Origin of the sequence: Clostridium sp. OS1-26 (assembly GCF_030915445.1) — a bacterium.
Lineage (GTDB): Bacteria > Bacillota > Clostridia > Clostridiales > Clostridiaceae > Clostridium_AM.
In genome coordinates this window covers 5,525,730-5,538,953 of the sequence record NZ_CP133264.1, presented here as the reverse complement: position 1 = coordinate 5,538,953, position 13,224 = coordinate 5,525,730, and the positions used below count along the sequence as shown (strand labels likewise).

The window sequence follows — 13,224 nt, the reverse complement described above, 5'->3', positions numbered from 1 at the left end:
ATGAGCGATTTTACTATAAAAGATATATCACGAATTGCAGGTGTTGGAGTAAGCACTGTATCAAGAGTTATAAATAATCATCCGGACGTTAAGCCAGAAACAAGGCAAAAAGTACTAAGTGTTATAGAGAAGTTTAATTACATACCTAACAATAGTGCAAGAAATTTAAAGAGAAATACTTCAAATAATATTGGTGTTTTAATTAAAGGTATTCATAATCCATTCTTCTCCGGTATGATAAAGTCCATAGAAGAAAAAATAGATGATAAAGGATATTCTATGTTTCTTCACTACAATGAAACTAATCCTAATGATTTTGATGCAGCTGTTGAACTTATTAAAGAGAAAAAACTAAAAGGATTAATATGTCTTGGCGGTGACTTTGATAATTTAGATAAAGAACAGATAGAAAATTTAGATACGCCATTAGTTCTCACGTCAACAAGCATTATTGAAAATTTAGATAAAAGCTTTTTTTCAAGTGTAATAATAGAAAATGAAAAGGCAGCATATAATGCAGTAGACTATATATGCAAATTAGGTCACAAAAAAATTGGAATTATAACTACTGGAGAACAGGATAGAAGTATTGGAAAACTGAGATTTGAGGGTTATAAGAAGGCACTTTTAAAAAATAATATTGAATATAATTCAAGCCTCATGGAAATAGGGCACTATACTTTTGAGTCTGGATTTGAGGCAATGAACAGATTGTTGGATAAAAACTTGAATATTACAGCGTTATTTGTAACTACTGATGTTATGGCTATAGGGGCTTCAAAGGCAATATTAAGCAAAGGACTTAAAATTCCAGAAGATATTTCTGTAATGGGTTTTGATGGAATAGATTATTCTCAGTTCTTCCATCCATCTCTGACTACTGTTAGGCAGCCAGTAGAAGAGATGGGGAAAAAAGTGTAGATATTTTATTTCACTTAATCAAAAATAAGAAAAAACATCAGCATATAGTGCTAGAAACAGAATTATTAGAAAGAGAATCTTGTAAAAAAATCGATTAGGGAGGAAGGTCATGGCTAAAGTACTTTTAAAGAAAGTTGAAAAAGTTTATGAAAATGGATTCAAAGCTGTTCATGGAGTTGATTTAGAAATAAATGATGGAGAATTTATGGTTTTCGTAGGGCCATCAGGCTGTGCTAAATCTACTACTTTAAGAATGATAGCAGGTCTTGAAGAAATTTCAGGAGGAGAAGTCTATATAGGAGATAAGTTAGTAAATAATATTCCACCTAAAGATAGAGGTATTGCAATGGTTTTTCAAAACTATGCATTGTACCCACATATGACAGTTTATGAAAATATGGCTTTTTCATTAAAAATAAAGAAAATACCAAAGAATGTTATTGATGAAAAGGTTAAAGAAGCAGCAAAAATATTAGATTTGGAGGCTGTTTTAGATAGAAAACCTAAAGAACTGTCAGGAGGACAAAGACAAAGGGTAGCAGTTGGACGAGCTATAGTCCGTGATCCTAAAGTATTCCTATTTGATGAACCATTATCTAATTTAGATGCAAAATTAAGAGTTCATATGAGAGTTGAGATTTCTAAACTTCATAAAAGACTTAAATCTACTATGATATATGTTACTCATGATCAAGTGGAAGCTATGACTATGGGAGATAGAATATGTGTAATGAAACTTGGTAGAATTATGCAGGTAGATACACCAATAAATTTATACAGTTATCCTGCAAATAAGTTTGTAGCCGGATTTATTGGATCTCCTTCTATGAACTTTGTAGAGGGAGAATTAATTGATAAAAATACACAGATAGCTGTAAAAATAGGAGATATAGAATTAGCACTGCCACAAAGCAAAGGTGATAAAGTAAAGAAATATTTAGGGAAAAAGATTTGGCTTGGTATTAGGCCAGAACATATTAGTTTAAAAGAAGAAAACTCAGCAGTACCAGTAGAGGGAACAGTTGATGTTATTGAATATATGGGAAATGAATCCTATGTATATTTTAAATTTGCTGGAACCGTATTCAATGCAAAAATAGGTATGATGGACTCAAGAACATTAAAAGATGGTAAAAGAGAAAAATTTATGATTGATATGGAAAACTGTCATATATTCGATTTTGAAAGTGAAGAAAATATATCTTTATAAATTAAAGTCACCAATACTGCTTAGTTAATTAGGCAGATTAATAAAAAGTATAAAGTTTTAGGGGGTAAAATTACTATGAAGAATATCAAAAAAGTTGTGGCATTAGCTGTTACATCACTAATGCTCACATCGTCACTAGGATTAGCTGGATGTTCATCAAAATCTGAAAGTGCATCTGGCGGAAAGGATGCTGTAACCGTAAACATATTCCAGTTCAAAGTTGAAATGGCTAAAGAACTTGAACAAGCTGCGAAAACATACTCTGCAGATCATCCAAATGTTAAAATCAATATTGAAACTGTTGGCGGTGGAAATGATTATGGTGCCGCACTTAGAGCCAAAATTCAGTCTGGTGCAGAGCCATCAATATTTAACATAGGTGGACCACAAGACGTTAAAGATTGGCAATCAAGGCTTGTAGATTTAACAGGCGAGTCATGGGTAAAGCAAGCCATTGATGGAACTTTAACAGGAGTAACTGTAGACAATAAAGTTTATGGAATGCCATTTGCAGTTGAAGGTTATGGTTTTGTATATAATAAAGGTATTTTTGAAGCTGCAGGAATAGATGCTAAGAATATTAAAGATTATGCAAGCTTAGAAACTGCAGTGAAAACTCTTGATGCTAAGATAAAATCAGGAGAATTAAAGAGCAAATATCCAAAATTAGAAGCAGTATTTGAACTTCCAGCTAAAGAAGACTGGGTAACTGGATTACATGCATCAAATGCGGCATTATCTCAGGAATTTAAGAGTGGTGTAGAAGCTTTTAATGCTAAAAAAGTCGATTTTAAATATGGTGATGGATTAAAAGCATTATTAGATTTACAAGCTAATTATACACCAAGTAAAGACTCAAAAGGAAAATTAAATGCAGTTGATTATGCAACTCAAGTTGATCAAGGTATAGCAGTTGAGCGTGTTGCTATGATTCAACAAGGAAACTGGATTTTTAATAATGTTAAAAAAGTAGATGAAAAAGTTGCAAACAATTTAGACATATTGCCAATGCCAATTAAAGGTGGAAAAGAAGATACAATTCCAGTAGGAGTTCCAATGTATTGGGCAGTTAACAACAAAGTTTCAAAAGAACAACAAGCTGCTGCTAAAGACTTCTTAAACTGGTTATATACTTCTGATAAGGGTAAAGATTTTGTTGTTAATAAATTCTCCTTTATACCTGCATTAAAGGGATATGAAAAATTCCAACCTAAGGATTCACTTGGTGCTGCAGTTAACAGATATGTTCAAGCTGGAAAGACATCACCATGGGTATTCATGGGATATCCAACTGGATGGGGTCAAAAAGTTCTTGGACTAGAAATTCAAAAGTATTTATCTGGGGAAGAAAAATGGGAAGATGTTATAAAGAATTCTCAAGCTAAGTGGACAGAAATGAGAAAATAATAATTAACTATGGGGAGAGATTTTTTCTCTCCTCAAATTATATAAGAACAAGATAAGGGAGGTTACTATGAAAAAGTCAAAGTTATGGTTTAGTTTCTTCGTTGGACCTATACTAATTGCATTTCTACTGGTTGTAATTATACCTGCTTTATTAGGAATATATTATTCTTTTACTGATTGGAATGGTATAGAAAACAAAGCAGCATTTATTGGAGTTGCAAACTATTTAGAGATATTTAAAAAAGAAAACGGATTTTTGAGAGCCTTTATATTTACTGCAAAATTCTCTATTGTATCTGTTTTTATGATAAATTTAATTGGTTTTGGGCTAGCGCTGCTGGTTACTAGAGGAATGAAAGGAAGCAATATTTTAAGAAGCATTTTCTTTATGCCAAACATGGTTGGAGGACTTATACTTGGTTTTATATGGCAGTTTATTTTTACAAAAGCCTTTGATGCAATAGGTGTTAAACTAGGATTAGATTTCCTGCGAGGATGGCTCTCAACTACAGGAACTGGTTTTTGGGGATTAGTAATACTAATGTCTTGGCAGATGTCAGGGTATATGATGGTTGTTTATATAGCTGCACTTCAAGGTATTCCAGAGAATCTATTGGAAGCTGCTGAAATAGATGGAGCAAATTCTTTTCAAAAGCTTGTAAATATAACAATTCCACTTGTAGCACCTGCATTTACAGTAGGACTTTTCTTAACACTATCTAACTCTTTTAAGTTGTTTGATCAAAACTTATCTCTTACAGGTGGTACCCCATATGGATCAACTGAAATGTTAGCATTGAATATTTATAGCTCAGCATTTGTTTATAATAAATTTAGTTTAGCTCAAGCTAAAGCTGTAGTATTTTTAATTGCAGTAGCTGCAATAACATTAACTCAATTAAGCTTTAGTAAGAAAAAGGAGGTAGAGATGTAATGAAACAAAACCTTCAAAAAAATATATTATGGAACATATTTGCGTGTTTTGTAGCAATTATATTCTTAGCACCATTATACATTGCCTTTACAAATTCTTTTAAAACTCCAAAAGGTATTTACATGAATGTTATAAGTATTCCTTCAAAGGACATGTTTACCTTAGGAAATTATATTCAGGCCTTTAGAGATTTAGAATTTTTTCATTCTTTTATGAATTCTTTTTTAATTACAACATCTAGTACTTTACTTATAGTAACTTTTGCTTCAATGGCTGCTTGGATGTTAGTTAGATCAAAGACAAAATTAAGTAAATTTTTATTCTTTCTATTTGCAATAGCTATGCTTATTCCATTCCAAGCTGTAATGCTACCTCTTATAAATCTAATGGGAAAATTACATTTATTAAACCCTGTAGGAATAGTACTTATGTATTTAGGATTTGGATCTAGTTTATCAATAATTATGTACCATGGTTTTATTAAAAATATACCAATAGAACTAGAAGAAGCAGCAACTATTGATGGATGTAACAAATTGCAGATATTTTGGCTCATTGTTTTTCCACTATTGAAGCCAATAACTGTTACTATAAGCATCTTAAATGCTATGTGGATATGGAATGACTTCTTGCTGCCTCAGCTTGTTATAAATAAACCAGGTTGGCAAACTCTTCCCCTTAAGATGTTCTATTTCTTTGGAGAGTATTCTAAACAATGGAACTTAGCATTAGCGGGACTTGTTTTGGCAATGATTCCAATAATAATATTCTATATATTTGCTCAAAAACATATAGTAAAAGGAATTACTCAAGGATCTATTAAGTGATGAATGTTTTACTCATGAGGTGATAATAATGAAAGTTTATAAATTAAATGATAATGTAGTTAAATATACTTTTGGAAATTCTATAAATACTGATGCTGTGGTTTTAAGTGGTGAGGAACTTTATAAAGATAATATTGATTTCTTTAATATAAAGATTGAAGAGGACTTAAGCTTTAGCTATATAATGCACAAAACTGATATTATATATGGACTTGGTGAAAATCAAAGAGGAATAAATAAGAGAGGCGGAATATATGAGGCCTTTTGCAGTGATGATCCAATGCATACTCCTGACAAAAAGTCATTATATGGTGCTCATAACTTTATAGTTATAGAGGGAAAAGACAAATTTGGAGTTTTTGTTGATTGCCCGGGAAAAGTTATTTTTGATATAGGCTTTTCTCACAAAGATGAATTGAAAATTAAAATAGAAGAAAAGGATGTAAATATTTATATTATTAATGGAAAATCAGCAAAACAGATTGTAAAAGAATTTTTAAATATCATTGGTGAAGCCTATGCTCCTCCAAAGTGGGCCTTTGGATATCAGCAATCTAGATGGAGCTATGAAGATGCTAATGCTATTAACGAAATTGCAGATAAGTTTATAGAAAATAAAATTCCCTGCGATGCAATTTATCTTGACATTGATTACATGGAGAGCTTTAAAGATTTTACTATAGATAAAAAGGCTTTTCCAAACTTTAAGGACTTTGTACAAGATATTAAGAATCAGGGCTTTAGGCTTATACCTATAATTGATGCAGGCGTTAAAATAGAAAAAGATTATAATATTTATGAGGAAGGTGTGCAAAAGGGTTATTTTTGTACTGATGAAAATGGCAATAATTTTATTGCTGCAGTTTGGCCAGGAAGATGTCATTTCCCAGACTTTTTAAATAGTGAAGCAAGAAGATGGTTTGGCCTTAAATATAAAAATCTTACTGAATTAGGAATAGAAGGTTTTTGGAATGATATGAATGAGCCAGCTCTATTTTATACAAATAGAGGTTTAAAAGAAGCAATTGAAGCGGCAAAGGCTTCTGAGAAGGAAAATTTAGATATTTATTCTTGTTTTGCTTTAAAAGATAAATTTATTAATATGTCAAATAACATAGAAGATTATAAAAGTTTTTATCATAACATAGATGGAAAGCTTATAAATCATTATAAGGTTCATAATCTTTATGGCTATAATATGACCAGAAGTGCATCAGAAGGATTAAAGGAAATAGAAAATAATAAAAGATTCTTATTATTTTCCAGAGCTTCGTATATAGGTATGCATAGATATTCTGGTATATGGACTGGAGATAATAGTTCTTGGTGGGAACATATATTACTAAATATAAAAATGATGCCATCTTTAAATATGTGTGGATTTTTGTATATCGGTGCAGATACTGGAGGTTTCAGCAGTAATTCTAATAGTGAATTAGTTATAAGATGGACGCAGTTTAGTTTATTCACACCATTATTTAGAAATCATTCTGCTATGGGAACTAGATTCCAAGAACCTTTTTCCTTTGAAGAAGAAGCAAATAGTATACTTAAAAAAGCAATAGAACTCAGATATGCTCTAATACCATATATTTATTCGGAGTATATGAAAGCAGTTAAGAATAGAGATATATATTTCTTACCATTATCTTTTGTATATGAAGATGAAATGTCAAAAAGAATAGAAAATCAGTTGTTATTAGGAGATTCTCTAATGCTTGCTCCTATATATGAAGAAAATGCAAAAGGAAGATATGTTTATGCTCCAGAGGATATGATTTTATGGAAGGTCAAGGAATATGAGAAGAGGAATTACAGCATAATTAAGCAGGGGCACAACTACATAGATGTAGATTTAGATGAAGTATCAATTTTTATTAGAAAAAATAAAATGTTAGTTTTAGGCAAACATGCACAAAATGTTGAAAAACTAGATAACAAAGAATTAAATATAATAGCTTTTGTAGAAGATAAAGCAGAATATATTTACTATGATGATGATGGAAAAACCTGTGATTATAAGAATAATAGATATACAGAAATATTTATTCAAATTGAAAAGACAGAAAAAGATTATGTAATAACCGTTGAAAATAGAGGAAATGAATTTGTTAAAGAATTGAATTTTGAAATAGTTGATATTGATGGAAACATAAATAGAAAAAAGACTTACTTAAATGGATAAAGGAGAAGGGCAATGATTACAAGGAGTAGTGGTATTTTAATGCATATTGCATCTTTGCCTAGCCCATATGGAATTGGAACCTTTGGCAAGGAAGCTTATGAATTTGTAGATTTTTTAGTTGAAGCAGGACAAAGTTATTGGCAGATACTCCCTATAGGGCCTACAGGAGCAGGAGATTCACCATATCAATCCTTTTCAACCTTTGCTGGTAATCCATATTTTATAGATTTGGATTTACTTAAAGAAGAGGGAATACTTACAAAAGAAGAGTATGAAAATGTGGATTTTGGTAATGATCCGGAAAAAGTGGATTATGAAAAAATGTTTAATAATAAAATGCCTATATTAAGAATTGCTTTTCAAAATAGCAAAGGAAAATATAAAGATGAAATAAAAAAATTTAGATTTGAAAATAAGGCATGGCTTGAGGACTATGCATTATATATGGCTGTAAAATCAGAATTCGATTTGAAGTCCTGGCAGGAATGGGATACGGATATTAAATTAAGAAAGAAAACAGATTTAGAGCATTATAAGGAAGAATTGAAAAATCAAATAGATTATTGGGTATTTTTACAATATGTATTCTTTAAACAATGGAAAGCATTAAAAAACTATGCAAATATTAATGAAATAAAAATTATTGGTGATATTCCAATTTATGTAGCTGAGGATAGTGCAGATACTTGGGCAAATAGTGAAGTGTTCATGCTTGATGAAGAAAAAAGACCTATTGTTGTTTCTGGATGTCCTCCTGATGCATTTTCAGCTACAGGGCAGTTGTGGGGGAACCCAATATATAACTGGGTATATCTGGAGAAGACTAATTATAAATGGTGGATTGAAAGAATCAAAGGAAATATTAATTTATATGATGTAACAAGGATAGACCACTTTAGAGGTTTTGAATCCTTCTGGCAAATACCTTATGGAGAGCCAACAGCGGTAAATGGAAAATGGGTGAAAGGCCCTGGAATAAAGCTTTTTAATGCAGTAAAGGAAGTATTAGGAGAAGTGGATATTATTGCTGAGGACTTGGGATATTTAACACAGGAAGTTATAGATTTTAGAGATGCTACAGGCTACCCAGGAATGAAAGTATTAGAGTTTGCTTTTGATACAAGAGAAGAGAGCGATTATTTACCTCATAACTATGAGAAGAATTGTATAGTCTACACTGGAACCCATGACAATGATACTGTAATGGGATGGTTTGAAAACACTCAAAAGAGTGATACTGATTTTGCAAAGAGATACTTAAAATTAAATAAAAAAGAAGGATATAACTGGGGATTTATAAGAGGCGCCTTAAGTTCTGTTGGAAACTTAGCAATAGCTCAAATGCAGGATTATTTAGGACTTGGAAGTGAAGCAAGAATGAATATTCCTTCGACTTTAGGTGGAAACTGGCTCTGGAGAGTAAAGAAAGAGTACTTAAATCATAAATTAGCACAAAAAATTAATAAAATTACAAAACTATATGGAAGGTAGAGGTAAAATGCTAGATACTAAGGAATTTAAGATAACTATAGAAAGAATTTTAAAAACAGACTATGGCAAAAGTATAGATAAGTCAAAGGATTATGAGAAATACAATGCACTTTCTAAGGCAGTCATGGAAATAATAATTGACAAGTGGGATAAGACAGATGAAGTATATGCAAAAGGTAAACAAGCTTATTATTTATCTGCTGAATTTTTAATGGGAAGAGCCTTAGGAAATAACTTAATGAACTTAGGAATTTATGAGGAAGTAAAGGAAGTTTTAAAAGAGTTAAATATAAATATTAATGATATAGAAGAAATAGAGGAAGATGCAGGCCTTGGTAATGGAGGATTAGGAAGGTTAGCGGCCTGTTTCATGGATTCATCTGCTGCTACAAATATTCCTTTAACAGGTTATGGAATAAGATACAGCCATGGACTATTTAAACAAAGCTTTAAAGGTGGCTTCCAAATGGAACAAGCAGATAACTGGTTAAAATATGGAGATCCCTGGTCAATAAGACATGAAGATGATGCTGTTATCGTTGAGTTTGGCGATGAAAAAGTGAAGGCTACTCCATATGATACTCCTATTATTGGATATGGAACAAATAATATAAATAAACTTAGACTATTCAAAGCTGAACCTTTACAGGATTTTGATTTCGAATTGTTTAATTCTCAGGAATATACAGAAGCAGTAAAGGAAAAAAATAAGGCTGAAGATATTTCAAGAGTGTTATATCCAAATGATTCTACAGTGGAAGGTAAGATGCTAAGGTTAAAGCAGCAATATTTCTTTGTTTCAGCAGCTTTGAAGGATTTAGTTAGAAGTTTTAAAAAGCAGCATGGAAATAACTTTGAGTTATTTAAGGATTATCATGCAATTCAACTTAATGATACCCATCCGGTGGTAGCTATACCAGAGCTTATGAGAATACTTATTGATGAAGAAAAACTTAGCTATGACAAGGCATGGGAGATTACTATAGCTACATTCTCATACACGAATCATACTATACTAAGAGAAGCTCTTGAAGAATGGGATATTGAACTTTATAAAAAACTAATACCTTCAGTTTATAAAGTAGTAAAAGAAATAGATAAAAGATTTATAAGAATACTTGGACAAAAAAAATATAGCTATGAAAAAATTAATTCAATGAAGATAATTTACAAGGGCAGAATTAGAATGGCATGGCTTGCAATTCATGGTACTCATGCTACCAATGGTGTGGCAGAACTTCATACAGACATATTAAAAAATCAAGAATTAAAAGATTGGTACGAGCTTTATCCAGATAGATTCTTAAATAAGACTAATGGTATAACTCCAAGAAGATGGCTGGCATTATGCAATAAAGAGTTATCAGCATTTATTACAGAGCTTCTTGGCAGTGATAACTGGATTACAGACTTAAGTGATTTAAAGGACTTAGAAAAATATATAGATGATAAAGTTGTTTTAAATAAACTTTTGGAAATAAAACAATTGAAGAAAGAGCAATTGGCGGCTTATATTAATAAAAATGAAAAGATAGAAATTGACCCTAATTCCTTATTTGATATTCAAATAAAGAGATTACATGAATACAAGAGACAGCTTTTAAATGCCCTTAGTATTTTGGATTTATATTATAGATTAAAAGAAAATCCACAAATGGATATTGTACCAAGAACCTTTATTTTTGGAGCTAAAGCAGCACCAGGATATCTTAGAGCTAAGGGTATAATAAAGTTCATAAATGAAATAGCTAATTTGGTTAATAATGATGCTGAAATAAATAATAAAATAAAAGTGGTATTTGTACAGAACTATAGAGTTTCTTATGCGGAAAAATTATTCCCAGCAGCGGATATATCTGAGCAAATATCCACTGCAGGTAAAGAAGCATCTGGTACTGGAAATATGAAGTTCATGTTAAATGGAACTCCTACAATTGGAACTTACGATGGTGCTAATGTAGAAATAGTACAGGAGGCAGGGGAAGAAAATAACTTTATATTTGGAGCTAGAGTTGAAGAAATAGAAGAAATTAAAGATACTTATAGTCCTAAAGAATACTATGAAACTGTGACCGGATTAAAAAGAGCTGTAGATACGCTAATTGATGGAAATTTTGACGATGGTGATACTGGAATGTTTGAAGAATTATATAACTCTCTGCTTGAAGGTGCAAGCTGGCATAGTCCAGACAATTATTTCATATTCAGAGATTTTGCAGATTACAGAGATGCTCAAAATAAGGTTGATGCAGCTTACAGAGATAAATTAAGTTGGGCAAAAAATGTCTAATGAATATTGCCAATGCAGGTAAGTTCAGCAGCGACAGAACTATTATGGAGTATGCAAAAGAAATTTGGAATGTAGAAGCTAAACAAGTTTAAAAGTATAGGGTTCTAACTGCAATTTATAATTTAAAAACTCTGCAAATTAAAGGAATCTCTTAAATAAAGATTCCTTTAATTTTGTTATAAAATCAACACTATTCTTAAACCAAACAGTGCCTATTTTATTTTTGCATTTGCTCAAGCACCTTTGTCATTTTATGGACTATAGGTGGAGCATCCATTTTAGGAGCATATATTTCAATTAAGCATAATCTCTCATTGCACTGAACCTCTGCCTTCTTTATTGCTTCATCAAGTTCTTTATTTGTATAAACCTTTGCTGTATAAGATTCTCCTCCAAAGGATGTTATGAGCTTTGAGTAGTCCCACAAAGGCAAATCATTGTAATGGGTATTTTTTTGAGCTACATTAAGATATTTTTCGATGGTATATTCCTTGTTGTTAACCAAGAATATAATAGGCTTACAGTTATTATGCAGCATAGAGCTGAACTCTTGAACTGTCATTTGATTAGAGCCATCTCCCACAAACAATATTACACGCCTGTTTTTTGCTGCTATGCAAGCACCAAAGGCTGCAGGGGTTCCATAACCTATGCTGCCCCAGCCCCCCTGAGTTATATAAGTTGCGCCTTTTGGCAGTTTCAATTGTGCTATTCCAAATTCAAAAGTACCGGCATCTGCAATGAGTATATCATTTTCCTTAAGCATTTTTGAAATCTTGGGTAATAATATTTTGAAGAAACATCTTCCTCCAATGATATATTCTCATCATTGTAAGAAGAAGCAGTAGTTGGAACATAATCTGCTCTTTTGTTAATCCTTGTCAAAAGTTCATTTAACATATCCTGTATTAATATATTTTCGTATACTGACATGCCAATTTTCACACTATCAGGCTGAAGTTCTATAATATTTAAAGGATTTAACTTTGCAGTAAAGGAACCGGTATCGTAGTCTGACCACATAGTACCAATAGCTAAAATACAGTCAGAAGTTTCAACTATATTTTGTACTTCCTTGCTTCCAAGGTCTCCAGCATATAGGCCAATAAAATTTTTATGGCTCTCATCAAAGGAGCCTTTACCCATCATCATAGTAGCTACAGGAAGGTTCATTTTATCTACTAACTGCTGAACTTGATGTTGAAGATTATATCTTGATACATGAACGCCAGAAATAAGAACTGGTCTTTGTGCTTGATTTATTATCTTATCTATATGTTGTATTGCAGCCTGTAAGGAATTTTGATTTGTCTGCTTAATCGTAAGGTTAACATCTCTATTCACTATAGGCTGATTGGCAATATCGGTTGCGATAAGCAGATATACGGGCTTCTTTGTTTCCTTTGCTTTTTGAATAGCTGCCTTAATCTCAAAGGCTGCATTTTCAGGAGTTATTGTTGCTGTATATTCTGTCAAGTGTTCATAAACTTTTCTAAAAACATCAAAGTCTCCATCTAATAAGGTGTGGTGCATTTGTTTATGCGCTTGCTGATCCTTTGTTTTAGGGCCTCCAACTATATGTATAACGGGCACACTTTCTGAGTAGGAGCCTGCAATAGCATTACAAGCACTTAATTCGCCTACTCCAAAGGTAGTTATTAAGGCGCTTATTCCTTTAACTCTTGCGTAGGCATCAGCTGCATAGCCAGCATTTAATTCATTATGGCAGTTAACAAAATTTATGCCCTCATACTTTTCTAGAATATCAAGAAGTGAAAAATTATAATCTCCCGGAACACCAAGGATTTCTGTAATACCTTCCTTGCTTAAACAATCATATAAATAGTACCCAACAGTTTGCTTTAAATCAGATGAATTTCCACTATTCTCAGCCATTTTTTCTCCTCCGTAATTTTAAAATAGTTAGTTTAACTTTTGGTATAATAATTCTGCGGATGT

At 31.8% G+C, this 13,224-nt stretch carries 9 protein-coding genes and 1 pseudogene; 8 read left to right on the top strand and 2 right to left on the bottom strand.

What is annotated here, in order from left to right:
- The 8 genes and pseudogenes from RCG18_RS27260 to RCG18_RS27225 all read left to right on the top strand — a co-directional run bounded on the left by RCG18_RS27260 (position 1) and on the right by RCG18_RS27225 (position 11,357).
- A complete protein-coding gene (locus RCG18_RS27260) occupies positions 1–921 on the top strand; it encodes a LacI family DNA-binding transcriptional regulator (protein ID WP_308039102.1) in 921 nt (306 codons plus the stop codon).
- 109 nt (positions 922–1,030) lie between these two features.
- The gene (locus RCG18_RS27255; RefSeq protein WP_308039101.1) at positions 1,031–2,131 is read left to right on the top strand and encodes a sn-glycerol-3-phosphate ABC transporter ATP-binding protein UgpC; all 1,101 of its coding nucleotides are present in this window, start codon (positions 1,031–1,033) and stop codon (positions 2,129–2,131) included.
- Positions 2,132–2,206: 75 nt separating this feature from the next.
- The gene (locus RCG18_RS27250) at positions 2,207–3,538 is read left to right on the top strand and encodes an ABC transporter substrate-binding protein (protein WP_308039100.1); all 1,332 of its coding nucleotides are present in this window, start codon (positions 2,207–2,209) and stop codon (positions 3,536–3,538) included.
- A 67-nt stretch (positions 3,539–3,605) separates the two neighbouring features.
- The gene (locus RCG18_RS27245; protein ID WP_308039099.1) at positions 3,606–4,472 is read left to right on the top strand and encodes a sugar ABC transporter permease; all 867 of its coding nucleotides are present in this window, start codon (positions 3,606–3,608) and stop codon (positions 4,470–4,472) included.
- Positions 4,472–5,299: a carbohydrate ABC transporter permease gene (locus RCG18_RS27240; protein WP_308039098.1), complete on the top strand. Its 828-nt coding sequence runs from the start codon at positions 4,472–4,474 to the stop codon at positions 5,297–5,299. The genes RCG18_RS27245 and RCG18_RS27240 overlap by 1 nt, the downstream gene beginning before the upstream one ends.
- Positions 5,300–5,327: 28 nt before the next feature.
- Positions 5,328–7,484, top strand: coding sequence for a TIM-barrel domain-containing protein (locus RCG18_RS27235; RefSeq protein WP_308039097.1), 2,157 nt, complete (start codon positions 5,328–5,330; stop codon positions 7,482–7,484).
- Positions 7,485–7,496: 12 nt separating this feature from the next.
- A complete protein-coding gene (gene malQ, locus RCG18_RS27230; RefSeq protein ID WP_308039096.1) occupies positions 7,497–8,975 on the top strand; it encodes a 4-alpha-glucanotransferase in 1,479 nt (492 codons plus the stop codon).
- A gap of 7 nt (positions 8,976–8,982) precedes the next feature.
- Positions 8,983–11,357, top strand: a pseudogene (locus RCG18_RS27225) (glycogen/starch/alpha-glucan phosphorylase).
- Positions 11,358–11,482: 125 nt separating this feature from the next.
- Here the strand turns inward: RCG18_RS27225 and RCG18_RS27220 are convergent.
- Both RCG18_RS27220 and RCG18_RS27215 read right to left on the bottom strand, forming a co-directional pair.
- Positions 11,483–11,968, bottom strand: coding sequence for a thiamine pyrophosphate-dependent enzyme (locus RCG18_RS27220; protein ID WP_308039095.1), 486 nt, complete (start codon positions 11,966–11,968; stop codon positions 11,483–11,485).
- 5 nt (positions 11,969–11,973) lie between these two features.
- On the bottom strand, positions 11,974–13,161 hold the full coding sequence (locus RCG18_RS27215; protein WP_308039094.1) for a thiamine pyrophosphate-binding protein: 1,188 nt from the start codon (positions 13,159–13,161) through the stop codon (positions 11,974–11,976).
- Between the last annotated feature and the right edge of the window lie 63 nt (positions 13,162–13,224).